This window comes from Saccharothrix isguenensis, from assembly GCF_052936305.1.
The window spans coordinates 7,720,400-7,743,064 of sequence record NZ_CP193626.1 but is presented as its reverse complement, the minus strand read 5'-3'; the positions used below and the strand labels follow the sequence as shown (position 1 = coordinate 7,743,064).

General features: G+C 72.0%; 26 protein-coding genes and 1 pseudogene. 14 read left to right on the top strand and 13 right to left on the bottom strand.

The window, feature by feature from the left end; genetic code table 11:
* Positions 1 to 7: 7 nt before the first annotated feature.
* Positions 8 to 649 (top strand): class I SAM-dependent DNA methyltransferase, encoded by a 642-nt coding sequence (locus tag ACRAKI_RS35050; RefSeq protein ID WP_447004743.1) that lies wholly within the window; start codon positions 8 to 10, stop codon positions 647 to 649.
* A gap of 59 nt (positions 650 to 708) precedes the next feature.
* Here ACRAKI_RS35050 and ACRAKI_RS35045 read toward each other — a convergent pair whose 3' ends face one another.
* On the bottom strand, positions 709 to 1,704 hold the full coding sequence (locus ACRAKI_RS35045; RefSeq protein WP_447004742.1) for a LacI family DNA-binding transcriptional regulator: 996 nt from the start codon (positions 1,702 to 1,704) through the stop codon (positions 709 to 711).
* A 133-nt stretch (positions 1,705 to 1,837) separates the two neighbouring features.
* Here ACRAKI_RS35045 and ACRAKI_RS35040 point away from each other — a divergent pair.
* The 10 genes and pseudogenes from ACRAKI_RS35040 to iolD all read left to right on the top strand — a co-directional run.
* Positions 1,838 to 2,194 (top strand): annotated as a pseudogene (locus ACRAKI_RS35040) (Gfo/Idh/MocA family protein); the annotation flags it as partial.
* Positions 2,171 to 2,857 carry a Gfo/Idh/MocA family protein gene (locus tag ACRAKI_RS35035; protein ID WP_447008600.1) on the top strand — a complete coding sequence of 229 codons (687 nt, stop codon included), beginning with the start codon at positions 2,171 to 2,173 and terminating at the stop codon, positions 2,855 to 2,857. The pseudogene ACRAKI_RS35040 and the gene ACRAKI_RS35035, both read left to right, overlap by 24 nt.
* Positions 2,854 to 3,717 (top strand): TIM barrel protein, encoded by an 864-nt coding sequence (locus ACRAKI_RS35030; protein WP_447004741.1) that lies wholly within the window; start codon positions 2,854 to 2,856, stop codon positions 3,715 to 3,717. Before ACRAKI_RS35035 ends, ACRAKI_RS35030 begins: the two co-directional genes overlap by 4 nt.
* Before the next feature lie 22 nt (positions 3,718 to 3,739).
* Positions 3,740 to 4,759, top strand: a complete 1,020-nt coding sequence (locus ACRAKI_RS35025) for a sugar ABC transporter substrate-binding protein (RefSeq protein WP_447004740.1) — start codon at positions 3,740 to 3,742, stop codon at positions 4,757 to 4,759.
* A gap of 2 nt (positions 4,760 to 4,761) precedes the next feature.
* Entirely contained in the window at positions 4,762 to 5,808 is a 1,047-nt protein-coding gene (locus ACRAKI_RS35020) for an ABC transporter permease (protein WP_447004739.1), read from the top strand.
* A complete protein-coding gene (locus ACRAKI_RS35015) occupies positions 5,805 to 6,584 on the top strand; it encodes an ATP-binding cassette domain-containing protein (RefSeq protein ID WP_447004738.1) in 780 nt (259 codons plus the stop codon). Before ACRAKI_RS35020 ends, ACRAKI_RS35015 begins: the two co-directional genes overlap by 4 nt.
* Positions 6,581 to 7,510 (top strand): 5-dehydro-2-deoxygluconokinase, encoded by a 930-nt coding sequence (gene iolC / locus ACRAKI_RS35010; RefSeq protein ID WP_447004737.1) that lies wholly within the window; start codon positions 6,581 to 6,583, stop codon positions 7,508 to 7,510. The genes ACRAKI_RS35015 and iolC overlap by 4 nt, the downstream gene beginning before the upstream one ends.
* Before the next feature lie 286 nt (positions 7,511 to 7,796).
* Positions 7,797 to 8,711: a Cgl0159 family (beta/alpha)8-fold protein gene (locus tag ACRAKI_RS35005; RefSeq protein WP_447004736.1), complete on the top strand. Its 915-nt coding sequence runs from the start codon at positions 7,797 to 7,799 to the stop codon at positions 8,709 to 8,711.
* 71 nt (positions 8,712 to 8,782) lie between these two features.
* Complete coding sequence (iolB, locus tag ACRAKI_RS35000) at positions 8,783 to 9,664, top strand: 5-deoxy-glucuronate isomerase (protein ID WP_447004735.1); 882 nt, start codon at positions 8,783 to 8,785, stop codon at positions 9,662 to 9,664.
* Positions 9,661 to 11,592: a 3D-(3,5/4)-trihydroxycyclohexane-1,2-dione acylhydrolase (decyclizing) gene (gene iolD / locus ACRAKI_RS34995; RefSeq protein WP_447004734.1), complete on the top strand. Its 1,932-nt coding sequence runs from the start codon at positions 9,661 to 9,663 to the stop codon at positions 11,590 to 11,592. The genes iolB and iolD overlap by 4 nt, the downstream gene beginning before the upstream one ends.
* On the opposite strand, the gene ACRAKI_RS34990 is transcribed toward iolD, so the two are convergent.
* On the bottom strand, positions 11,522 to 11,890 hold the full coding sequence (locus ACRAKI_RS34990) for a hypothetical protein (RefSeq protein WP_447004733.1): 369 nt from the start codon (positions 11,888 to 11,890) through the stop codon (positions 11,522 to 11,524). The genes iolD and ACRAKI_RS34990 overlap by 71 nt on opposite strands.
* Positions 11,891 to 11,958: 68 nt before the next feature.
* On the bottom strand, positions 11,959 to 12,645 hold the full coding sequence (locus tag ACRAKI_RS34985; protein ID WP_447004732.1) for a Crp/Fnr family transcriptional regulator: 687 nt from the start codon (positions 12,643 to 12,645) through the stop codon (positions 11,959 to 11,961).
* Positions 12,646 to 12,989: 344 nt separating this feature from the next.
* Here ACRAKI_RS34985 and ACRAKI_RS34980 point away from each other — a divergent pair, with 344 nt between their 5' ends.
* The gene (locus ACRAKI_RS34980) at positions 12,990 to 14,054 is read left to right on the top strand and encodes an NADH:flavin oxidoreductase/NADH oxidase (protein WP_447004731.1); all 1,065 of its coding nucleotides are present in this window, start codon (positions 12,990 to 12,992) and stop codon (positions 14,052 to 14,054) included.
* A gap of 71 nt (positions 14,055 to 14,125) precedes the next feature.
* Here ACRAKI_RS34980 and ACRAKI_RS34975 read toward each other — a convergent pair whose 3' ends face one another.
* Complete coding sequence (locus tag ACRAKI_RS34975) at positions 14,126 to 14,311, bottom strand: DUF3073 domain-containing protein (RefSeq protein WP_447004730.1); 186 nt, start codon at positions 14,309 to 14,311, stop codon at positions 14,126 to 14,128.
* 162 nt (positions 14,312 to 14,473) lie between these two features.
* On the opposite strand from ACRAKI_RS34975, the gene ACRAKI_RS34970 reads away from it, so the two are divergent.
* Positions 14,474 to 15,355, top strand: coding sequence for a hypothetical protein (locus ACRAKI_RS34970; protein WP_447004729.1), 882 nt, complete (start codon positions 14,474 to 14,476; stop codon positions 15,353 to 15,355).
* Positions 15,356 to 15,444: 89 nt separating this feature from the next.
* Here the strand turns inward: ACRAKI_RS34970 and ACRAKI_RS34965 are convergent, their stop codons facing one another.
* The 5 genes from ACRAKI_RS34965 to ACRAKI_RS34945 form a co-directional block, all read right to left on the bottom strand.
* A complete protein-coding gene (locus tag ACRAKI_RS34965; RefSeq protein WP_447004728.1) occupies positions 15,445 to 15,756 on the bottom strand; it encodes an MFS transporter in 312 nt (103 codons plus the stop codon).
* A gap of 45 nt (positions 15,757 to 15,801) precedes the next feature.
* Positions 15,802 to 16,383: an RsiG family protein gene (locus ACRAKI_RS34960; RefSeq protein ID WP_447004727.1), complete on the bottom strand. Its 582-nt coding sequence runs from the start codon at positions 16,381 to 16,383 to the stop codon at positions 15,802 to 15,804.
* A 60-nt stretch (positions 16,384 to 16,443) separates the two neighbouring features.
* Positions 16,444 to 17,292: a 3-keto-5-aminohexanoate cleavage protein gene (locus ACRAKI_RS34955; protein ID WP_447004726.1), complete on the bottom strand. Its 849-nt coding sequence runs from the start codon at positions 17,290 to 17,292 to the stop codon at positions 16,444 to 16,446.
* A gap of 100 nt (positions 17,293 to 17,392) precedes the next feature.
* Positions 17,393 to 18,484: a CAF17-like 4Fe-4S cluster assembly/insertion protein YgfZ gene (gene ygfZ / locus ACRAKI_RS34950; protein WP_447004725.1), complete on the bottom strand. Its 1,092-nt coding sequence runs from the start codon at positions 18,482 to 18,484 to the stop codon at positions 17,393 to 17,395.
* Positions 18,481 to 18,930: a Fur family transcriptional regulator gene (locus tag ACRAKI_RS34945; protein WP_447004724.1), complete on the bottom strand. Its 450-nt coding sequence runs from the start codon at positions 18,928 to 18,930 to the stop codon at positions 18,481 to 18,483. The genes ygfZ and ACRAKI_RS34945 overlap by 4 nt, the downstream gene beginning before the upstream one ends.
* 34 nt (positions 18,931 to 18,964) lie before the next feature.
* Here ACRAKI_RS34945 and ACRAKI_RS34940 point away from each other — a divergent pair, with 34 nt between their 5' ends.
* Complete coding sequence (locus ACRAKI_RS34940; protein ID WP_447004723.1) at positions 18,965 to 19,807, top strand: aminodeoxychorismate lyase; 843 nt, start codon at positions 18,965 to 18,967, stop codon at positions 19,805 to 19,807.
* A gap of 66 nt (positions 19,808 to 19,873) precedes the next feature.
* Here ACRAKI_RS34940 and ACRAKI_RS34935 read toward each other — a convergent pair whose 3' ends face one another.
* From ACRAKI_RS34935 to ACRAKI_RS34920, 4 genes are all read right to left on the bottom strand, one after another.
* The gene (locus tag ACRAKI_RS34935) at positions 19,874 to 20,716 is read right to left on the bottom strand and encodes a 5-oxoprolinase subunit C family protein (RefSeq protein ID WP_447004722.1); all 843 of its coding nucleotides are present in this window, start codon (positions 20,714 to 20,716) and stop codon (positions 19,874 to 19,876) included.
* 128 nt (positions 20,717 to 20,844) lie between these two features.
* Complete coding sequence (locus ACRAKI_RS34930; RefSeq protein WP_447004721.1) at positions 20,845 to 21,450, bottom strand: 5-oxoprolinase subunit B family protein; 606 nt, start codon at positions 21,448 to 21,450, stop codon at positions 20,845 to 20,847.
* Positions 21,451 to 21,495: 45 nt separating this feature from the next.
* A complete protein-coding gene (locus ACRAKI_RS34925) occupies positions 21,496 to 22,131 on the bottom strand; it encodes an FABP family protein (RefSeq protein ID WP_447004720.1) in 636 nt (211 codons plus the stop codon).
* Between the two features lie 234 nt (positions 22,132 to 22,365).
* Positions 22,366 to 22,665 carry a DUF1416 domain-containing protein gene (locus ACRAKI_RS34920; protein ID WP_447004719.1) on the bottom strand — a complete coding sequence of 100 codons (300 nt, stop codon included), beginning with the start codon at positions 22,663 to 22,665 and terminating at the stop codon, positions 22,366 to 22,368.

Below are 22,665 nucleotides of genomic sequence, written 5' to 3'. Positions count from 1 at the left end.
CCGCGCCGTGACCGAGCCCGAGTTCCTCACCCTGGCGCGCACCGCCTACGACACCGTCGCCCACAGCTACGCCGACCTGCTGCGCGACCACCTCGCCGAGAGCCCGGCGGACCGCGCGGTGCTCGGGTTGTTCGCGGAGCTGGTGCGCGGCCCGGTCGCGGACGTCGGCTGCGGTCCCGGCCGGATCGCCGGCCACCTGAAGCGGCTCGGCGTGGACGTGGTGGGCGTCGACCTCTCGCCGGAGATGGTCGCCGTAGCCCGGCGCGACCACCCGGACGTGCGGTTCGAGGTCGGTTCGATGCTCGACCTCGACCTGCCGGACGCCTCGCTGGGCGGCGCGCTGGCCTGGTACTCGGTGATCCACGTGCCGTGGGACCTGCACCCGGCGGTGTTCGCCGAGTTCCACCGCGTCCTCGCGCCCGGCGGCCTGCTGCTGATGGCGTTCCAGGTCGGCGACGACGTCCGGCGGCTGGAGCAGGGCTACGGGCACGACATCGCGCTGGACGTGTTCCACCTCGATCCCGACCGCGTGCTCGCCCAGCTCGCGGAAGCCGGTTTCGAGCCGCACACCCGGCTGGACCGTCAGCCGATCGGTCCGGAGAAGACCCCGCAGGGCTACCTGATCGTCCGCAAAGCCGTCCCTGCCTAGTCCGGCGTCGCCGCTGCGGTCGGCGTGCCTGGCGTTGATCGTCCTCGGCGTGGTGGGGCTCAAGCCGGCCTGACCGGCGGGGAGGTGGTCGAGCGGACCACGAGGGACGGGTGCAGCAGGTGGCGCACGGGCTCGTCGCGCTCACCCCGCACCCGTTGCAGCAGGGCTTCGGCGGCGAGGCGGCCGAACTCGTTGCGCGGCTGGTCGACCGTGGTCAGCGAGACGTGCCGCAGCGCGGCCGGCGAGGTGTTGTCGTAGCCCACCACCGAGACGTCCCGCGGAACGCGGAAACCGGCTTCCTCCAACGCGGAGATCGCGCCGATCGCGTTGAAGTCGTTGCACGAGATGATCGCGGTCGGCATGTCGTCCAGCAGGCCCTGGACGGCACGCGCGCCGGCCGCGTCGGTGTACTCGCTGCCCACCACGCGCGGCGTGAGGCCGTGGGACGCCATCGCGGTCAGGTAGCCGCGCCGGCGTGGTGCGGCCTGCGCGCCCCCGCCACCGTCGAGGTGCGCGATCTTCCTGTGCCCCAACGACACCAGGTGGTCCACCGCCAGCGCGATGCCGCGCTCGCCGTCGTCGTTCACCGTGTCCACAGTGGATAGTCGCGATGAGCGTGCGACCAGCACCACCGGCGTCTGGTCCGCCGCCCGGCCGATGTCCGCGGCCGGCACCACCGGTGACAGCAGGGCCAGCCCCGCCGGCCGGAACGACAGCAGGCTCCGCAGCGCCCGCCGTTCCCGCGTCGGGCTCCGCCCGCCGGTGTTGATGATCAACTCGAAGCCCTGCTCGTTCGCCACCGCGTCGAGCCCGTCCACGACCTCCGCGAAGAACGCGTTGTGCAGGTCGGACACCATCACGCCGAGCACGTGCGACGTGCGGCTGGCCAGCGACCGCGCCATCGCGTGCGGCGAGTACCCCAACTCCTCGGCCGCCTTCAGCACCGCCGCCCGTCGCTGGTCGCTCACTTTCGGTGATCCCCGCATCACCAGCGACACCAGCGCGCGGGACACCCCGGCGCGCGCCGCGACGTCCTCCATCGTCGGTCTGACCACCGCGCCCCACCTCCCACGACCGCCGCCGGACGTCACGAGCGGGAAACGCACCCTTGACACCCGTGTGACGGACGCTACAGCCTTAGAGCGCTCCAACAATAGAGCGCTCTAACGTCAGACCGCCTCTACCAGGACGGAGACCAGCGGGATGCGCATCGGAGTTGCCGGAGTCGGTCGGATCGGCACCATGCACGCCACCAACCTGGCCACCCTCGACGAGGTCGCCGAAGTGCTGCTGTTCGACCCCGTGCCCGGACGCGCGGCGCAGGTGTCCGCCGCACTGCCCGGCACCAGGAGCGTGGACGACCTCGACGCGCTGCTCACCGCCAGTGACGGGATCCTGCTGGCCACCCCCACCACCACGCACCCCGCGTTGCTGCGCGAAGCCATCGAGGCGGGCGTGCCGACGCTGTGCGAGAAGCCCATCGCCGGCCACGTGGACGAGATGCGCGCGCTGGTGGACGACGTGGAGGCGTCCGGTGTGGAGGTCCTGGTCGGCTTCCAGCGCCGGTTCGACCCGGCGGTGTCCGAACTCCACCAGCGCATCCGGGCGGGCGACGTCGGCGACATCTACCTGGTGCGGGCGCTCGGCAACGACGCGCAGCCGCCCGACCTCGCCTACCTCCCGAACTCCGGCGGCATCTTCCGCGACCTGCTGATCCACGACCTGGACGCCGTGCCGTGGCTGGTCGGCGAGCCGGTGGTGGAGGTGTACGCGTCGGGATCGGTGCTGGTGGACCAGGCGTTCGGCGACGCCGACGACGTGGACAACGCCGTGGTGCTGCTGAAGTTCGCGGGCGGCGCGCACGCGTTGCTGGCCGGCGGTCGCCACGACCCGCTCGGCTACGACCACCGGATCGAGGTGCTGGGCAGCCGCGATTCGCTGACCGCCGGCCTCGACCCGCGCACACCGTTGACGTCGTTGGAGCCCGACGGCCCGAAGGTCGCGGCCGACGCCTACCCCGGCTTCCCGGAGCGCTTCCACCGCGCGTACCTGAACGAGATGACCGTGTTCACGCAGGTGGTGGCGGGCAGGGTGGCGAACCCGTCACCCGCGCGGGAGAGCCTGATCAGCCTCCGGCTCGCCGAGGCGTGCGAGCAGTCCCGGCGTTCCGGCGCCCCGGTTCGAGTCACCTCGGAGGTCATCGCGTGAAGATCGCCGGAGCGCCCATCTCGTGGGGTGTCTGCGAAGTGCCCGGCTGGGGTCGCGTGCTCGAACCCGCGACCGTCCTGGCGGAAATGGCCTCGCTCGGGTTGCGGGCTACCGAACTCGGTCCGCCGGACTACCTGCCCGCCGAACCGCAGGCGCTGAAGTCCGTGCTGGACGAACACGGCCTGTCGCTGGTCGGCGGCTTCCTCGCCGTCCCGCTGCACACCGGCGCGCGGTCCACGGTGGACGAAGCCGACCGGGCCGCCGCCCTCCTCGCGGCGGCGGGCGCGGAAGTGCTGGTGCTGGCCGCCGCGACCGGCCTCGACGGCTACGACGAACGCCCGGCGCTCACCGACGACCAGTGGCGCACCCTGATCGACACCGCCGCCGCCATCCGCGACAACGCCGCCCGCCACGGCCTGCGCACCGTGCTGCACCCGCACGTCGGCACGCACGTCGAACGCGCCGCCGAGGTCGAGCGGTTCCTCGCCGACTCCGACCTGCCGCTCTGCCTGGACACCGGCCACCTCCTCATCGGCGGCACGGACCCGGTCGACCTCGCCCGCCGCTTCCCCCAGCGGATCGGGCACGTGCACCTCAAGGACGTGCGGGCCGACGTCGCGGCCTCCGTGCGCGCCGGGGACATCGGCTACACGGCCGCCGTCCAGCAGCGGATGTACGTGCCGCTCGGCGACGGCGACGTGGACGTGGCAGCCCTGGTGGCGTTCCTCGGGGACGCCGACTACACCGGCTGGTACGTCCTGGAGCAGGACACCGCGCTCGGTGACGACAGCCCGTTCGACACCCCCGTGCGGGACACCGGGCGCAGCCTCGCGCACCTCACCAAGATCACCACCGCCTGATCAACCCCAGCGAGGAGAGACGATGACGTCCACTCGAAAGGGCCTGCGCACCGGTCCTCTGCGTTCCGGCCCCCCGCACCTCGGCCTCGCGCTGACCGGACTCGTGCTGCTGGCCGCGTGCAGCGGTCCCGGCGCGGATACCGCCGCCACCACCGACACGGGTTCCGCGCAGGCCCCGACCGGCGACCTGCGCGTGGCCGTGATCACCCACGGCAGCGCGGGCGACGCGTTCTGGAACGTGGTGAAGAACGGCGCCACCGACGCGGGCAAGCAGCTCGGCGTCACGGTCGACTACAACTCCGACGGCGACCCCGGCCGGCAGTCCACCCTGATCGACAACGCGGCCTCCCAGAAGGTCGGCGGGATCGTCGTGTCGATGGCCAACCCCGACGCGCTCAAGACCTCCATCGAGAACGCCGTCAAGGCGGGCATCCCGGTCATCACCATCAACTCCGGCTCCGACAAGAGCACGTCGTTCGGCGCGCTCGCGCACGTCGGCCAGGAGGAGAGCGTCGCCGGCGAGGAAGCCGGCCGCAAGCTCAAGGAAGCCGGCAAGACCAAGCTGCTGTGCGTGATCCACGAAGCCGGGAACGTCGGCCTCAACCAGCGCTGCGACGGCGCGCGCACCGGCTTCGGCGGCACCGTCGACAACCTCCAGGTCGACATCAACAACCCGACCGACGTCGAGTCCCGGATCAAGGGCGCGCTGCAGACCGACCCGTCCGTCGACGCCGTGCTCGCGCTCAACCCGCAGGTCGCGGTGTCCTCCGTGAGCGCGGTCAAGGGCGCGTCGTCCACCGCGGCGGTCGCCACGTTCGACCTCAACGCCGACGTCACCGGCGCCATCAAGGCCGGAGACGTGCTGTTCGCCGTCGACCAGCAGCAGTACGAGCAGGGCTACCTGCCGATCGTGATGCTCAAGCTCTACCGCGACAACGCCAACACCGTGGGCGGCGGCAAGCCGGTGCTCACGGGACCGGGCTTCGTCGACAAGTCCAACGTGGACAAGGTCGCCGAGTACGCCGCGCGCGGCACCCGCTGACGATGACGCCCGTGACCCCCGCCCCGCCGGCGGACGAGCGAGTCGGCTCACCGAGGCTGCTCGACCGGCTGGTCCTGCGACCCGAGATCGGCGCGCTCCTCGGCGCGCTGCTGGTCTTCGCGTTCTTCTCCGTCGTGACCGAGCGGTTCCTCAGCACCGGCGGCGTGGCGACCTGGCTGGACGACGCGTCCACGCTCGGCATCATGGCGGTCGCGGTCGCGCTGCTCATGATCGGCGGCGAGTTCGACCTGTCCGCCGGCGTGATGACCGCGTCCACCGCCCTCGTCACCGCGATCCTCGCCACCCGGCTCGGCTGGAACGTGTGGCTCGCGCTGCTCGCCTCGCTGGTGTTCGCGCTGGCGGTCGGTGCGCTGAACGGGTGGCTGGTGATGCGCACCGGGCTGCCCAGCTTCATCGTGACGCTGGGAACGTTCCTGGCGTTGCAGGGGCTGAACCTCGGCGTGACCCGGCTGGTGACGGGGACCGTCCAGGTGTCCGGCATGCGGTCCGCCGACGGCTACTCGTCCGCCGGGTACCTGTTCGCGTCGACGTTCACCATCGGCGGCACGTCGTTCTACGTGTCGATCGTCTGGTGGATCCTGTTCACGGTGATCGCGGCGACCGTGCTGCTGCGCACGCGGTTCGGCAACTGGATCTTCGCGGTCGGCGGGTCGGCGCTGTCGTCACGGGCGGTCGGCGTGCCCGTCGTGCGCACCAAGATCCTGCTGTTCATGACCACGGCCGGCGCGGCGTGGCTGGTCGGGTCGATCAACATCCTGCGGTTCACCAGCGTGCAGGCCAACCAGGGCATCGGGCTGGAGTTCCAGTTCATCATCGCCGCGGTCATCGGCGGGTGCCTGCTGACCGGCGGGTTCGGTTCGGCGGTCGGGGCGGCCATCGGCGCGTTGATCTTCGGCATGGCCCGGCAGGGGATCGTCTACGCGAACTGGAACTCGGACTGGTTCCAGCTGTTCCTCGGCGTGATGCTGCTGGCCGCCGTGCTGGTCAACAACGCCCTGCGGCGGCGGGCGGAGAGGGTGCGGCGATGACCTCCCTCCTGGAAGTGCGCGGGATCGGCAAGACGTACGGCAGCGTCATCGCGTTGAAGGACGTGTCGACCGCGGTAAACGCCGGCGAGGTGACGTGCGTGCTCGGCGACAACGGCGCGGGCAAGTCCACGCTGATCAAGGTGCTGGCCGGGGTGCACCAGCACGACACCGGCGAGTACCTGGTCGAAGGCTCGCCGGTGCGGTTCTCCTCGCCGCGTGAAGCCCTCGACCGGGGGATCGCCACCGTGTACCAGGACCTGGCGGTGGTGCCGCTGATGAGCGTGTGGCGGAACTTCTTCCTCGGGTCCGAGCCGACCGTCGGGTTCGGGCCGTTCCGGTTCATCGACCGGCGTCGCGGGCGGTCCATGACGCGGACGGCGCTGGCCGAGATGGGCATCGACCTGCGGGACGTCGAGCAGCCGGTCGGCACGCTGTCCGGTGGTGAGCGGCAGTGCGTGGCGATCGCGCGGGCCGTGCACTTCGGGGCGAAGGTGCTGATCCTGGACGAGCCCACGGCGGCGCTCGGCGTGAAGCAGGCCGGCGTGGTGCTGAAGTACGTGGCGCAGGCCCGGGACCGGGGGCTGGGGGTCGTGCTGATCACCCACAACCCGCACCACGCCTACCCCGTGGGTGACCGGTTCCTGCTGCTGAAGCGGGGGCGCGCGCTGGGGACGTACGAGAAGTCGCAGATCAGCCTGGAAGAGCTGACCGGGCAGATGGCCGGTGGGGCGGAGCTGGAGGCCCTGGCCCACGAGCTGAGGGGCGTCGGGGAATGACCGTCGAGGTCCTGACCATCGGCCGGGTCGGGGTGGACCTGTACCCGGAGCAGAGCGGCGTGCCGCTGGCGGAGGTGCGGACGTTCGCCAAGTCGTTGGGCGGGACGGCGACGAACGTGGCCGTCGCGGCGGCCCGGCTCGGACGTTCCGCGGCCGTGCTGACCAAGGTCGGTCCGGACGGCTTCGGCCCTTACGTCCGTTCCGCGCTGGAGTACTTCGGCGTCTCGGCATCCTTCGTGGGCACCGCTGCTGATCTCCAGACCCCGGTCGTCTTCTGCGCCCTGGACCCGCCCGAGGACCCACCACTCCTCTTCTACCGCTCGCCGCTCGCGCCCGACCTGTCCCTTGCCCTGGACGACGTGCCGTGGGACGTAGTGGAGTCCGTGCCCCTCCTGTGGGTGACCGGAACGGGTGTATCGGCATCACCCGCCCGTGAAACCCAACGGCAGGTCCTCGAACACCGGGCCCGTCGCCCCCACACCGTCCTCGACCTCGACTACCGCCCGATGTTCTGGCCGGACCTGCCGACTGCCCGCCGTGAGATCGGCTGGATGCTCGACCACGTCACGGTGGCGGTGGGCAACCGCGCCGAGGTTGAGGTAGCGGTGGGCACGAGCGATCCGGAGGAGGCCGCCGCCAGGTTGCTGGCGAGAGGCGTGGAGCTCGCGGTGGTGAAGAAGGGCGCCGAGGGCGTCCTGTTCGCCACCGCCGAGGAGTCGTGGACCATCCCGCCGCACCCGGTGGACGTCGTGTGCGGGTTGGGTGCCGGGGACGCGTTCGGCGGTGCCCTGGCCCACGGTCTCCTGGCGGGTTGGGACCCGGTCCGGATCGCCCGCTACGCCAACGTCGCCGGTGCCCTGGTAGCGGGCCGTCTGGCCTGCGCGGACGCGATGCCGACCCCGAGCGAGATCGAGGCCCACCTGTGAAAACCGCTCGCCAGGCGGCTCCGGTCATCCCGTGGCAAGATCATCCCGTTCTCGGCGGCGGTGCAACACGTTTGGATGAACATGACCCGAGAATGTACGGAAACGGTGTTACCGGCACTCGGTTAAACGAGTACCGAGCACCCGACAACCACACCCCCTGCCCACCACCCGCCAAGCCCACCACCCCCACTCCCGCAGCCTCCACTCCCGCAGCCTCCACTCCCGCAGCCTTCACTCCGGCAGCCCTCACTCCCGGCGCCGGAGACCCCACGGCCGGCGGTGCGCAGTGATCCCGGACGAGCAGTGGCGGCAGCTGCTGGACACCAGGGCGACGAACCCGGCCGCCGTCCGCCACGCCTACCAAGCCCGCCGCCGACGCCAACGGCTGCTGTCGGACCAGGGCACCCTGTTCCTGGTCGCAGCCGACCACCCCGCGCGCGGTGCGCTGGGGGTGGGCGCCGACCCGCTGGCGATGGCCGACCGCCGCTCCCTGCTGGACCGCCTGCTCACCGCGCTGGCGAACCCGGCGGTGGACGGGGTGCTCGGCACGCCGGACGTGATCGAGGACTTGCTGCTCCTCGACGGCCTGCACGACAAGGTCGTCATCGGCTCCATGAACCGCGGCGGCCTGGCCGGCGCGGACTGGGAGATCGACGACCGGTTCACCGCCTACGACCCCAGCGCCATCGCGGGCAACGGGTTGGACGGCGGGAAGATGCTGCTGCGCATGGTGGACTCCGACCCAGGCACCGCGCCCACGCTGGAGAGCTGCGCCGCGGCCGTGTCGGCGCTGGCGGAACGCGGGCTGATGGCGATGGTCGAGCCCCTGCCGTACGTGCGGAACGCGGCGGGGAGTCTGGTGCTGCAGAAGGACGCCGCGGCGTTGGCGCGGGCGGCGAGCGTCGCGGCCGGCCTGGGGTCCACGTCGGCGTACACGTGGCTCAAGTTGCCGGCGTCGGCGGATGCGGCGCTGGACGCGACGACGTTGCCCGCGCTTGTGCTCGGCGGTGTGCCCTCGGCTCGGCCGGAGGATGACCTGGCGTCGTGGGGCAGGTCGCTCCGTCACCCGACCGTGCGCGGGTTGGTGGTGGGGCGGGCGTTGCTCTACCCGTCGGACGGGGACGTCGTTGCTGCGGTTGAGGCTGCTGCGCAGGTGTTGCGCACGGCGCGGGATTCGGCGCGCGAGCGGGCCGGCGGATGAGCAGGCTGGTGCACGAGCGGCCAGTGGATGACGGGCCAGTGGATGAGGCCGACGAGAAGGGGAGTGGGCGGATGAGTCTGCACCGGCCGTTGGGCACGCTGTCGGACGGCGAGAACGCCGTCGAGCTGACGCCCGACACCGCCGGCTGGCACCACGCCGGCCTGCGGGTCCTGCTGCTGCACCCCGGCGGCGTGACCGAGTTCGACACCGGCGACCACGAGGCGTTCGTGCTCCCGCTGTCCGGCGGGTGCGTGGTGGACGTGGACGGCGAGCGGTTCGACCTGGAGGGGCGGGATTCCGTCTTCACGCGGGTGACGGATTTCGCCTACGTGCCGCGCGAGGCCCACGTGAAGCTGTCCACGAAGGACGGCGTGGAGGTCGCACTGCCGATGGCGCGCTGCGAACGCAGGCTCACGCCGAAGTACGGCCCGGCCGAGGGCGTCCCCGTCGAGGTCCGGGGCGCGGGCAGCGCCACCCGGCAGGTCACCAACTTCGGCGTCCCCGGCGTCTGGGACCACGCCGACCGGCTCATGGCCTGCGAGCTGATCACCCCGGACGGCAACTGGTCGTCCTACCCGCCGCACAAGCACGACCACACCTGCGACGTCGCCAACGAGGAGATCTACTACTTCCGCATCGCCGGCCGGGACAACGTCACCCCGTCGCGTGAAGGTTTCGGCTTCCACCGCACCTACGCCGACGACGGCGACATCGACGAGGACGTCACCGTCCGCGACGGCGACGTCTTCCTGATCCCCCGCGGCTACCACGGCCCGTGCGTCGCCGCCCCCGGCTACCCCATGTACTACCTGAACGTGCTGGCAGGCCCGGGCCCCCAGCGCTCGATGGAGTTCTGCGACGACCCCGCGCACACCTGGATCCGGGACACCTGGGCGAAGCAGCACCTCGACCCGCGCTGTCCCGTCACCAACGCCGAAGGACGGGTGGAATGAGGCTCACCACCGCGCAAGCCCTGGTCCGCTGGCTGCTCGCGCAACGCACCGAACTGCCCGACGGCGCCGAAGGCCCGCTCTTCCCCGGCGTCTTCGCGATCTTCGGCCACGGCAACGTCCTCGGCCTCGGCAACGCCCTCGAAGAAGCGCGCCACCAGCTCCCGGTCTGGCGCGGCCACAACGAGCAGGGCATGGCACTGGCCGCGGTCGGCATCGGCAAGGCCACCCACCGCCGGCAGGTCGGCGTCGCCACGTCGTCCATCGGCCCCGGCGCGCTGAACATGGTCACCGCCGCCGGCGTCGCCCACGCCAACCGCCTGCCGCTGCTCCTCCTCCCCGGCGACACGTTCACCAGCCGCGCGCCGGACCCGGTCCTGCAGCAGGTCGAGCACTTCGGCGACCCGACGACCACCGTCAACGACGCGTTCCGCGCGGTCAGCCGGTACTTCGACCGGATCACCCGACCGGAGCAGCTGCTGAACACCCTGCCGCACGCCGCACGGGTGCTCACCGATCCGGCCGACTGCGGCCCGGTGGTCCTCGCGCTGCCCCAGGACGTGCAGGCCGAGTCGTTCGACTTCCCGGAAAGCCTGTTCACGCGAGTCGTCCACCGCCCGCCCCGCCCCCGCCCGGACCTGCGCGCGCTCGCGGAAGCGGCCGAAACCCTCCGCCAAGCCCGCAGGCCGCTGCTGGTCCTGGGCGGCGGTGTGCGGTACTCCCGCGCCGCCGGCCGCGCGATCCGCTTCGCCGAACAGCACGCGATCCCGATCGCCGAGACGACCGCCGGCCGCACCCTCGTCCCGCACGACCACCCGCTGCACGCCGGCCCGCTCGGCATCACCGGCTCGACCTCGGCGAACGCCCTGGCCGCCGAAGCCGACGTGGTGCTCGCCGTCGGCACCCGCCTCCAGGACTTCACCACTGCCTCCTGGACGGTGTTCGCGCCGAACGTCCGGATCGTCTCGTTCAACGCCGCCCGGTACGACGCCGTCAAGCACGGCGCGCTGTCCGTCGTCACCGACGCCGACGAAGGCATGCGCGAGCTGACCGACGCCGTGGGCGACTGGCAGGCCGACCAGACCTGGGCGTCACGAGCCGCACAGGAGCGGGCCAAGTGGGACGCGCACGTCGACACCCTGCGCGCACCCCCCGGCATGCCGACGTACGCGCAGGTAGTAGGCGTGGTGAACGACCTCTCCACGCCGGAGGACTACGTGATGACGGCGTCCGGCGGCCTGCCCGGCGAGCTGATCGGCGGCTGGCGCGCGGTCGGCGAGGCGACCATGGACGTCGAGTACGGCTTCTCCTGCATGGGCTACGAACTGGCCGGCGCGTGGGGCGCGGCCATCGCCCGGCCGGACGGCGTGGTCACCACGCTCCTCGGCGACGGCTCGTACCTGATGCTCAACTCCGAGCTGTTCTCGGCGGCGTTCGCCGGGCACGGCTTCGTGGCCGTGGTGTGCGACAACGACGGCTACGCGGTGATCCACCGCCTCCAGACCGGCAACGGTGGCGCCGCGTTCAACAACCTCTACGACGACGTGCGCACCGCACACGCCCGACCGCCGCGCACCGATTTCGCCGCGCACGCCGCCTCGATGGGCTGCGCCGCGTTCCCGGCGGACAGCCTCGAAGACCTCCGTGACGCCTACCGCAAAGCCCGTGACGTGGCGAAATCCGAGCACCGCCCGGCGGTGGTCGTGATTCGCACCCGTCCGGACGCGTGGACGGAAGCCGGCGCGTGGTGGGAGATCGGCGTCCCGGAAGTCGCCCACCGCCCCGAGATCACCGCCGCCCACGACGAGGTGGCCGCCGGAAAAGCGAAGCAGATCCGCTATCTCCGACCGGCCGGAGCGGTCACGGTGCCGCTGACGTCAAGGTGTCCGGATCGCCGAAATCCCCGTGACTCCGAGGCAGCGCGGGGCTGACCTCGTCCAACACCGCGCGCAGCGGACCGGCGGCCTCCGGGCGTTCCCACAGCATGGCGTGGATCGAACCCCGCCACTCGGTGGCGAACTCCGCCCGCGCCGGCTCCAGCCGCCCGCGCGGCACCGCGACCAGCCTCCGCCGCGCCTCGTCCAGCTGCGCGCTGACCAACTCGGACAGTCCGGGCGCGACGGCCGCCGCCACCCGCGCCCGCAGGTCGGGCCACTGCTCGGTGTCCACGGCAGTGGCGAGCGCACCGGCAGCGGCGCCGGCGAGCAGTCTCAGCGGTTCCTCGCGCACCCTCACGTCCCCTTGTCCGCGTACTGCCGACCGCGTCCGCGTGAATTCCGCAGAATTGCGGTCCCAGGTCAGAAGCCGGCATATGCGCGCAGTCCGGCCAGGTCGGGCACCAGCACGTCACGCCTCAGGTGACTCACCACCACCCCCGCTTTTCGCAGATCCGCGAACGCCTTCTCGGCCGTTCTCGGCTTCATCCCCGCGATCGACGCGAGTTCCACCTTCGTCAGCGGAATTCCCAACGTCCACCCGTGCGGCTCTTCCCGTCCGTAGGTCTGCACCAATTCGGCCAGCACCCGCGCCACCCGCTCGGAAGCCGGGTGGGACAGGAAATCGCGCCGGCGCTGGTTCGCCCAGCGCAACCGGTCGTTGATCATCCCGATCAATTCGACGAACACGTCGTTGCGCCGGTGCAGGAACGTCATCAGCTCGCCGCTGGTGATCAGCTTCGCGACCACGTCACCGCACGTGACGACGGTGGCCGAGCGGGGCTTCTGGTCCAGCGCGGCCATCTCGCCCACGAGGTCGCCCGCGACCCTGATCGCGAGCAGCGCCGTGTCACCCGTTTCGTCCGTGGTCTGCACCTTGACCACGCCTTCGAGCAGCAGCAGGACATGAGTGTCCTTCGCATCCTGCTCGATGACCTCTCGGTCGGCCGTGTACCGCACGACCGTGCCGATGTTCAACAGCTCTTGTCGGGTGTTGTCTCGGAGTCGGCCCAGGAGGCTGTTGCTGGGCCACCCTGGATCCGGTGTCATCGTGGTCGGCATGGGCAGCATGTGGATCCTGTTACTGTCGTGACCGGCGGGACTTCGAATGGGCCGACCTGCGTCGGGCGCAAGTGATGGTCTCCCCGAACGTGGTGCGGACAGTACACCCGAATGGGCGTAACTGGTGTCCTCTTGTCCGGCGTTGTGCCCGCCGGCCTCTCGGTGAAGATCACGTGCGAATGCACGCGCAATACCGAATCGAATGGAATTCCCCAGCTCCCGTGACGTGGGACGGACACCACACCGGGAACAAGCGGTCCGATCGAGGGCTTGGAACCCGGTGACGGGCCGTTGGTCCCGTCCTGGTTCCGGACCGCTACTAGGAGCTTCACGTGAGCCTGCTGTTCACCCCGTTGACCCTCCGCGGCGTCACCCTGCCGAACCGCGTCGCGGTGAGCCCCATGTGCCAGTACTCGTCCGTCGACGGCCACCCGGACGAGTGGCACCTCGTGCACCTCGGCTCGCGCGCCGCCGGTGGCGCGGGCCTGGTCCTCACCGAGGCCGCCGCCATCCAGGCCGTCGGCCGCATCTCGCCCGACGACGCCGGCCTGTGGGACGACGCGCACATCGCGTCGTGGCGGCCGATCGTGGACTTCATCCACGCCCAGGGGGCCGTCGCCGGGGTGCAGCTCGCCCACGCCGGCCGCAAGGGCTCGACCTACTCGCCGTTCGCGGCGCGGCGAGGTGGGGTCGCGGACGCCGACGGCGGCTGGACGCCCGTCGCGCCCAGCGCCGAGCCGTTCGACGAGACCTACCGGACGCCGGCCGAACTGGACGCCGCGGGCATCGCGGAGGTGGTCGCCGACTTCGCCGCGGCGGCCCGGCGCGCGCTGGCGGCCGGCTTCCGGGTGGTCGAGGTCCACGCCGCGCACGGCTACCTCCTGCACGAGTTCCTGTCGCCGCTCAGCAACCACCGCACCGACGCCTACGGCGGCTCGCCGGAGAACCGCACCCGGCTGACGCGCGAGGTCACCGCCGCCGTCCGGGACGAGGTGGGCGCGGACGTGCCGGTGTTCGTGCGCGTGTCCGCCACCGACTGGGTCGAGGGCGGGTGGACCGCGGAGGACAGCGTCGAACTCGCCCGCGACCTCGCGGCCCTGGGCGCCGACCTGATCGACGTGTCCACCGGTGGCAACGTGCCCACGGCGGACATCCCGACCGGCCCCGGCTACCAGGTGCCGTTCGCCGAGGCGGTACGGCGGAAGGCCGACGTGCCCACCGGGGCCGTCGGCATGATCACCGACGCCCGGCAGGCTGAGCAGGTCCTCGCCGATGGCTCGGCCGACCTGGTGCTGCTCGGGCGGGAGTTGCTGCGGGACCCGTACTGGCCGTTGCACGCGGCACGGCAGCTCGGGGTGCAGGTCGACCCGCCCCGGCAGTACGCCAGGGCGTTCTAGGGCCCGCTGCAAAGGTTGGGCTGCCGGCAAGTGCACCGGCAGCCCAACCTCAGCAGCGGGTAGTGGATACGTCAGCGACGGTAGTCGTCGTAATCATCGTCCGACGCGTCGTCGAAGCGTTCATCGCTTCGGCGACCTGCGGCGGACTCGCCGCTGGACAGCTCGCGTTGCAAGGCGTCGACGTCGATGTTGTGAGAGCTGTATTTGAGCTCCCGCGCCACCTTGGTCTGCTTGGCCTTCGCTCGGCCGCGCCCCATGGCTCGACCCCCTCGCACAGGGACGGGGGCGGCCGGGGGAACGGCGGCCCCACTCGTCTCGACAACTAGTTCCTGGTAACTACCGTACCGTGTCGAAGGGGTTCCCCGCGACGCGGTAGGCGTGAGACGTACCGGCAAATCCCGCCATGGGAGGATGCGCGGGTGCCTCGACCGTTCGTCGCCTACCTCAGGGTGTACGAACCGCTGTCGGCTCTTGACGCACCGTTGGCGGATCAGGTGCGAAAAGCCCTGGAAGACGGGGCCTTGAGCCGTGCGGACGTCGGTGAGCGCGAACGGGAGCTGTGGTTGCGATCACAGTTGGCCCGGCCGCGCCGCCTCCTGCCCGGTGAGCGGTCGGACGGACGCGTCCCACCGGACGCGCCGTTCGACGTGATGACCATCAGTCCAGCCGAGGTGCCGGGAGAAGTCGGCCCTGGTCCCCTGGTCTGCCCCCTCGACCTGAGAGCCCGCTCGGCCGCCGCGCTGGTCGGTTTCCTCGCCACGTCCACCGGACCGCTGCAGGACGAGGCCGTCGCCGTCGAGCCCGACGAGATCCGGGCGCGGGCGTCCTCGGTGATGGCCGAGCTGACCGGTGGGGCGGTGCACGTCATCTCCACCACCTGGACGGTGCCGCTGCCCTGGTTCGCCCTGGTCGAGCCGGCCGCACGGCGGGTCGTCCTGGCCCCGAAGGACGACCCGGAGCGCCAGGTCTCGTGGCGGGTGTCCCTGGCGGATGCCCTCGAACGGGTGGCGCGGGCGCACGGCGTGGTGTCCCGGTCCCTGGGCGAGGGAGGTCCGGCCAAGGTCCTCGCGGACACCAAGCGCTGGCTCGACCACTTCGCGCCCGGCTCCGCGGTGGAGCTGGACTACGGCGGCCTGGTGCAGCTCATCGACGACAAGGACCTGCTCGAAGACAGCTCGGCGACGGACGTGAACGCGATCGTGGACGCGCTGGAGGCCGGTGACGCCGAGGAGGTCGCCCTCCGCTACGAGCGGCTACGGGAGTTCTGGGGCGAGCTGGCGAGCCGGGAACGGCACGGCTAGCAGCACACGGGCGCCCACGGCCACCACCGCGGCCATCAGCAGGGCGGCGGGCCGGCCGCCCGAGCGCACGGCCCACGGCGGTTCCCGGATCAGCAGGGGGGACCGCCGAACGCCGCCGGCGCGAGGCAGGGGGCGGCGCCGAACCCGCCGATGGCCATCACCGGCCGCTCACCGCGCCGGTCGGCCGCCGCGCCCCAGAGCACGAGGGTCAGCATCGTGCCCAGGTTGACCGCGCCGAGCAGCAGGCCGACCTGCGGGAGGGACAGCCCGAAGTGCCCGCGGAGCTGCGGGGTGATCGCCGGCAGGCCCAGGAACACCGCGGCGTTGGTGCCCTGCGCCACCGCGCCGACCGCGAGCACCACCCACCGGTACCTCGGCGTCGCGGATCGTCGTAGTGCCATCACCGGCCACGTTAGGTGGCCGGCCCAGAATTTGGGACTGTGCTCCTACTGCTTGGAACGGCCGGGGTTGGTCGGCCAACCCCGTTCGGCGGCCAGCAGCTCGTCCACCGAGGCGCTGCCGCTCTGGTACCGGCCGGCGATCTCGGCGTTCAGGCAGTCGACCACGGCCTGCACCTCCCGCCGGCGTGACGACACCGAGGCCTCCTCGCCGATGAGCACCCGCAGCGCCAGGCCCAGCTTGTCGTCCGACAGCGCGCTCACGTCCGACAGGTCGACGTCCGACACCAGTGCCTCGACGTGCCGCCGGTGCGCTTCCGCCCGGGACGGCTCCTGGGTCTGGTACCGGCCGAGACCGGTGGCCGGCCCGACCGCGTTCGACGCCAGGATGGTCGCCAGCTGATCGACCACCGCGGAACCGCCCGACGTCCGGCGCTCCTGCTCGGCCCGCACGATGTCGATCCGCACGTGCAGCAGTCGCCGCAGGTACGACAGATCGGTCTCCTCCTGCGCCGCTTCGTCGCGCAGCGCGCGCACCTCGGCGAGCGGAAGTCGCTCGACCCCCTCCGCGTAGTCGGGGGCGAGCACCCGGTCGATACGGCGGCGCCCGCCGGGGCGCACCTCGATCACGTACTCATCCTGCGGTAGTTCGTGTCCACCCGCCAACACAAACCTGCTTCCAAAGTTGTCTCAAACCTGTACCGGACTGCGCACGCCGAGGAGTGCACGTGCGTCCGCGGGCGACAGCGGCGGACGTTGGGCGATCTTCGCCAACCCGGCCGCGCGGGCGACCAGCTGCGCGTTGTCCCGCACCGGCTGGCCTTTCGCGTACGAGATGGTGTCTTCCATGCCCACCCGCAGGTGACCGCCCGCGGCGAGCGCGGTCAGCATCACCGGCAGCGTGGTCCGCCCGATCCCCGTGGCCGAGAACGACGCGCCCTCCGGCAGCAGCCGCAAGGCCGCCACCAGCGTCTCCGCGTCACCCGGCATGCCGCCCGGCACGCCCATCACCAGGTCGACGTGCACCTTGCCGCCCGCCGGCAGCCCGTGCTGGTCCAGCAGCCGCCGCAGGGACGCCAGCTGGCCGATGTCGAAGATCTCGTACTCGGGGACGATGCCCCGCTCCTGCATTCCCTTGTGCAAAGCGACCACGAACTCCCAGCGGTTCAGGAAGACGTCGTCGCCGAAGTTCACCGTGCCCATGGTGCAGGACGCCGAATCGGGCAGGGCGTCGAGCACCCGCAGCCGGTCCGCCTCGGGGTCGGTCACCGCGCCGCCGGTGGACAGCTGCACGATCAGGTCCGTGCGCTCCCTCAGCGCCGCGACCGTCTCCTTGAGCAGCCCGAGGTCCAGCGTCGGCCTGGTGTCCGCGCCGCGGATGTGCACGTGGACCATCGCGGCGCCGACCTGCTCGCACGCCACGGCCGTGCCGACCAGTTCCTCCACCGTGACCGGCAGCTGGGGGACGTCGGCCTTCGCGTGCTCGGCCCCGGTGGGGGCGACGGTCAGCAGCGTGCCGTGGGATCCGGGTCGGGACATGTCGTGATCCTGGCACACAACCCGCCCGGTCCACCGCCTCGGCGACACCCGTTCGGCCCGGAACCGCAGGCAGGGGAAGTCGCCGGTTTTCCGGTCCGGATCAGCGGCCCAGGTTGCGGGCCGCCTCACGGCCGAGACCCGGGGTGTCCGGCGGCACCGAGTCCGGGTCGACGGACGCCTGGACCCGGCGGTCCTCGGCGCCGACCAGCAGCTCCGTCTCCGGCGAGATCGACCGCTTGACCAGTGCCAACACGATCGTGCCCAGCTCGTGGTGCAGCGCCACGCTGCCGACCCGGCCGACCACGCGGTCGTCGACCAGCACCGGGTCGCCGGTCTCCGGCTGCACCTCCATCGAGCCGTCCAGGTGCAGGAGCAGCATCCGGCGCGGCGGGCGGCCGACGTTGTGCACCTTGGAGACCGTTTCCTGACCCCGGTAGCAGCCCTTGTCCAGGTGCACGGCGTCGCCGATCCAGTTCACCTCGTGCGGGATGGTCTTCTCGTCCGTGTCCACGCCCAGCCGCGGGTGCAGGGACTCGACCCTCAGCGCCTCGAACGCCCAGCTGCCGGCCGGGCGCGCGCCCGCGTCGGTGAGCCTCTGCCACCAGTCGGCGAGCCGCGGTCGCGGGACCACGAGGTCGACCGCGTCCTGGCCGGGCCACGTCATGCGGCGGGCGAAGCCCCCCTCCAGCGCGACGACGCCGTGCGGGCCGTCCGGGAGGGGGAGGTCCAGCTTGGCGAACAACCCGGGGACCTCCGGGCCGACCACGGTCAGCACCGCCGACTCGGCCGTCGCGTCGCGCGGCTCGACCTTCGACCAGAACACCATCTTGGTCAGGTACGCCAGCAGGTCGGCCGACCGCGACGACTCCGTGTCGAGGTAGACGACCCCGCCCACGTTCGCCACCACGGCGTGGTGCTCGACCCGCCCCTGGATGTCCAGGATCAGCGCCTCGGTGCCCTGGTCGTCACCCAACGCGGTGAAGTGCTGGCTGGTCAGCGAGTGCAGCCACGGCAGCCGGTCGTCACCCGGCACCGCGATGACGGCCCGGTTCGACCGGTCGAACACCGCGACCGACCGCGCGGCCGAGCGCTGTTCGGCGAACGGGTCGCCGAAGTGCCACGGCACACCCTGGTCGGGGACGCCCTCGAACGGGGCGACCGCACCCGGCGCGGGCAACAGCGGTGAATTCACTCGGACTCCTTCGGCACGCTCTGGGTCAGGCACTCGCGGCAGGTGCCGGACAGCGCGAGGTGGCTCGCATCAAGTTCGAACCCGTACTCCGCCCGCAGTGTTCCCCCCAGAGGTGAGAGGAGTTCGCACGGCACCTCGTCCACCCGACCGCACCGGTGGCACACCAGGTGCACGTGCTCGTGCTCGTCCATCGAGTAGTTCGGCGCGCCATGCCCGAGGTGCGTGTGCCGGACCAGGCCGAGCCGGTCCAGCAGGTCGAGCGTGCGGTAGACGGTGGTGATGTTGACCGTGGGCGCGATGACCTGGACGCGCTGGCAGATCTGCTCCGGTGTGGCGTGGCCCAGTTCGCGCACCGCGTCGAGCACGAGCTGGCGCTGCGGTGTCATCCGCATGCCGCGGTCGTGCAGCGTTTTGCGCAGGGCTTTCGGGGCGCTGGCGGTGTCCACGAATTCGATGGTAGGCCGTGAGTAGTCTCACGGTATGCGCGTGCTCGCACTACTGGACGGAACCCTGGCCGACCCCGACGCCCCGCTGATCCGGGTCGACGACTTCGGCCTGATGCGCGGTGACGGGATCTTCGAGACGATCCTGGTCGTCGACGGCAAGCCCCGCGAACTCGGCCCCCACCTGGATCGACTGGCCCGCTCGGCGGCCATGCTCGACCTGCCCGAACCCGACCGCGCCGCGTTCGAGCACGCCGTCGACCTCGTGCTGGCGAACTGGACGGGCGGCCCGGAGATCGCGCTGAAGCTCGTCTACACCCGCGGTGTCGAAGGCGGTGACGGCACACCCACCGGCTTCGCGCTGGCGATGGACATCTCGCCGAAGGTGATGACCCAGCGCGCCGAGGGCATCGCCGCGGTCACCCTGGACCGGGGGATCGAGCCGGGCCTGATGGAGCGCGCGCCGTGGCTGCTGCTGGGCGCGAAGTCGCTGTCGTACGCCACGAACATGGCCGCGCTGCGCGAGGCGGAACGGCGTGGCGCGGCGGAGGTCGTGTTCACCACGTCGTCCGGGTCCGTGCTGGAAGGCCCGACGTCCACGCTGATCATGGTCCGCGGGCGCACCCTGACCACGCCCCCCGCGGACCTGGGCATCCTGCCGGGCACCACGCAGGCCGCGCTGTTCCGGGCCGCCGCGCGCGAGGGCTGGGCGGTCGAGGTGCGGCCGATCGCGGTGGAGGAGCTGTACGCGGCGGACGGCGTCTTCCTGGTGTCGAGCGTCCGCAAGGTCACCCGCGTGCACACGTTGGACGGCAAGACGCTGCCCGACTCGGCCGAGCTGCACGCCGAGCTGGCGGACCTGTACGAGTCCGAGTACTAGGAGCTGTGGCGTACCGGGGGCTGGGACGCAGAGGGCGGCGGCCTCGGCGTTGTCCGGGGCCGCCGCTCAGCCCTGTGGCGTGAACCGGAGCGGTGTGCCCGGCCGGGCCTGGCCCAGCAGCGGGAGGGCGTGCTCCGGGACCACGCCGATCACCGGGTAGCCGCCGGTCGTCGGGTGGTCGGCGAGGAAGACGACGGGGTGGCCGTCGGCCGGGACCTGCACGGCACCGGTGACCAGGCCTTCGCTCGGCAGCTCCCGGCCCACGCGGTCCTCGGTCCGGTCCAGTGCCGTGCCGGTGAGGCGGATGCCGACCCGGTTGCTGCGGTCGGACACCGTCCAGCGGCCTTCGCGGAGCTGACGCGCCGGGTCGTCGAACCAGTCGTCACGGGGGCCGAGGAACACGGGCACGACCACTTCGCCCGGCACCTGGACGGGCACGAGCACGTCGACGCCCACCGGCACGCCGGTCGGGTCGCCGAGGGGCAGTTCGTCGCCGGGTCGGAGCGGGGCGGGGCCGAGGCCGGAGAGCAGGTCGGTGGACCGGCTGCCCAGCTCGGCCGGGACGGTGATGCCGCCGGACACCGCGACGTACGAGCGGAGGCCGGCTTGCGGCGTGCCGAGGGTCAGGGTGTCGCCGGGGGCGAGGTGCAGCGGTGAGTCGCGCGCGACGCCGTTGACCAGGGCGGGGGTGGCCGGTCCGGTCACCGCGACAGTGCAGGAGGCGTTGGCGCGCAGTGCCAGCCCGCCGAGGAGGACTTCGAGGCCGGCCGCGTTCTCGGGGTTGCCGACCAGGCGGTTGGCGAGCGTGAACGACGGCTGGTCCAGCGCGCCGGAGGGCGGGACGCCGAGGTGCGCGTTGCCGGGGCGGCCGAGGTCCTGGACCAGGGCCTGCGGGCCGGTACGCAGCACGGTGAGCGTGCGCGAGCGTTGAACCCGGGTGTTCGGAACGGAGGACTCACGCGTCCTGAACGGAGGACTCGCGGTGTCGGAACGGAGGACTCGCGGTGTCGGAGTGGAGGGCTCGCGGCGGGGTGGGGTCATGGGGTGGCCTCGAAGCGGACGCGCCGGCCGGGGGCGAGCAGGGCCGGGGTGGGGCGGCGCGGGTCGAAGAGCGGCGCGTCGGTGCGGCCGATCAGGCGCCAGCCGCCGGGCGTGGCGCGGGGGTAGGCGGCGGTGAACTCGCCGGCCACGGCCACCGAGCCGGCGGGCACCTTGGTGCGCGGCGACGCCAGGCGTGGTTGCCGCAAGGGCTCCGGCAGGCCGGTGAGGTAGGCGAAGCCGGGGGCGAAGCCGCAGAACGCGACCCGGTAGGTGGCGCTGGTGTGCAGCTCGACCACCTCGGCGGTGGTCAGGCCCGCGGTGTCGGCGACGAGGTCCAGGTCCGGGCCGTCGTAGCGGACCGGGAGGACCACCTCACCCGACGACGTCCCCGGGTGGCGGACCGGCGAGGCGGTGGCCAGGACCTCGCGGACCGCCGGCAGCCCGCCGGGCCTGGTGACGATCAGGACCGTGCGGGCGGCGGGCACGAGTTCGACCACGTCCGGCGACCCGGCCGCCGCGACCGCCGCGCGCACGGCCTCCACCTCGTCGAGCGAGTCCACCTCGACGAGCACCGCGTTCGTGCCGCACCGCCGCAGCTGCATGGGCACAGCGTAGGGTGGGATTGTTCAACAATCCAACCCGGAGTCCTAGCCGACGACGCGCTTCAAGTGGGCCGAGATGTGCGGCTGGAGGGGTTGGCCGACCATCGCCCGCTCCTCGACGTACGCCAGGTCGCCGTTGTTGACGAGGCCGTACAGGCGCTGTGCCCCGGTGACCTCCTTGGCGGTCGCCGTGCGGATCACCGCGTCGGTGGCCAGCTCCCAGGACGTCTGGTTGAGCGGCTTGCCGTAGTACAGCTCCAGGATGCCGGTGTTGTGCGTGATCAACACCTCGATCGTGTCGTCCGCCTGGGGACGCCAGAAGCCGGTCTCGCGGGCCGCCTGGCGGATCACCGCGCCGTCCGCGTCCAGCAGCCACGCCCTGGCCTCGTAGTAGAGGAACGGCCGGCCGTCGTGCGCGAACGTGACCTGCTGCCCGTACCGGAACGGGCCCTCGATCGTCGGGTACACGACCTCGCCCTCGCCGCGCCACACGCCGACCAGCGGCAGCAGGGCCAGGCACGCGTCGTGCAGCGAAGGCCCGGAGCGCAGGTTCGCGGTGTCCGCCGGGATCGGCAGGTCGTCGAACTGCGGCAGGTTCCGCGCGCGCGTCACCTCCGCGCGCTCCGCGGCGGCCCGGACGGCCTCGTCACCACTGCCGGGGACCGGCCCGCCGCCGCTCATCGCTGGTCGGAGAACAGCCGGTACACCACGTACCCGGCGAACCACACCACCATCAAGGACACGACGATCAGCAGCGCTGTGAAGATGTGTTCCACCCATCCAGTTTAGGCACCTGTCCCCGAACAGCGGCGACCCCGGTGGCGAACGCCACCGGGGTCGGCGAGAGGTAGCGCCGGGGACGAGCCCGTGCGCTCCTCCCCGTCTGGGGCGAACCCAGCCGGGGTGCGGGTCCGCTCAGGCCACCGCGACCTCGACCGGGTGCACGCCCGGCCCGTCCGCGTCGACCGACGCCTGCCCGTTGCCCGACCGGTGCAGTGCCCGGATCGTCCACGTGCCCGGCGCGGCGAAGAAGCGGAAGTCGCCGTCGGCGGAGGACACGACCTCGGCGGTGAACTCGCCGGACGAGTCCAGCAGCCGCACGAACGCGCCACCGACCGGGGCGCCCTCGGCGCGGACCTTGCCGGTCAGCACGACCTCGTTGCCGCCCACCTGGATCTCCGCACCCTGCTCGGGTGCGCCACAGCTGCTGCTCAT

What these genes read in the sequence shown, in the direction of transcription:
- ACRAKI_RS34985 (WP_447004732.1), bottom strand. Translation starts at nt 12,645, where the DNA reads ATGACACCGGATCCAGGGTGGCCCAGCAACAGCCTCCTGGGCCGACTC.
- ACRAKI_RS35025 (WP_447004740.1), top strand. Translation starts at nt 3,740, where the DNA reads ATGACGTCCACTCGAAAGGGCCTGCGCACCGGTCCTCTGCGTTCCGGC.
- ACRAKI_RS35020 (WP_447004739.1), top strand. Translation starts at nt 4,762, where the DNA reads ATGACGCCCGTGACCCCCGCCCCGCCGGCGGACGAGCGAGTCGGCTCA.
- ACRAKI_RS34925 (WP_447004720.1), bottom strand. Translation starts at nt 22,131, where the DNA reads ATGAGCGGCGGCGGGCCGGTCCCCGGCAGTGGTGACGAGGCCGTCCGG.
- iolD (WP_447004734.1), top strand. Translation starts at nt 9,661, where the DNA reads ATGAGGCTCACCACCGCGCAAGCCCTGGTCCGCTGGCTGCTCGCGCAA.
- iolC (WP_447004737.1), top strand. Translation starts at nt 6,581, where the DNA reads ATGACCGTCGAGGTCCTGACCATCGGCCGGGTCGGGGTGGACCTGTAC.
- ACRAKI_RS34965 (WP_447004728.1), bottom strand. Translation starts at nt 15,756, where the DNA reads ATGGCACTACGACGATCCGCGACGCCGAGGTACCGGTGGGTGGTGCTC.
- ACRAKI_RS35015 (WP_447004738.1), top strand. Translation starts at nt 5,805, where the DNA reads ATGACCTCCCTCCTGGAAGTGCGCGGGATCGGCAAGACGTACGGCAGC.
- iolB (WP_447004735.1), top strand. Translation starts at nt 8,783, where the DNA reads ATGAGTCTGCACCGGCCGTTGGGCACGCTGTCGGACGGCGAGAACGCC.
- ACRAKI_RS34930 (WP_447004721.1), bottom strand. Translation starts at nt 21,450, where the DNA reads ATGCAGCTGCGGCGGTGCGGCACGAACGCGGTGCTCGTCGAGGTGGAC.
- ACRAKI_RS34920 (WP_447004719.1), bottom strand. Translation starts at nt 22,665, where the DNA reads ATGAGCAGCAGCTGTGGCGCACCCGAGCAGGGTGCGGAGATCCAGGTG.
- ACRAKI_RS34975 (WP_447004730.1), bottom strand. Translation starts at nt 14,311, where the DNA reads ATGGGGCGCGGCCGAGCGAAGGCCAAGCAGACCAAGGTGGCGCGGGAG.
- ACRAKI_RS34955 (WP_447004726.1), bottom strand. Translation starts at nt 17,292, where the DNA reads ATGTCCCGACCCGGATCCCACGGCACGCTGCTGACCGTCGCCCCCACC.
- ACRAKI_RS34940 (WP_447004723.1), top strand. Translation starts at nt 18,965, where the DNA reads ATGCGCGTGCTCGCACTACTGGACGGAACCCTGGCCGACCCCGACGCC.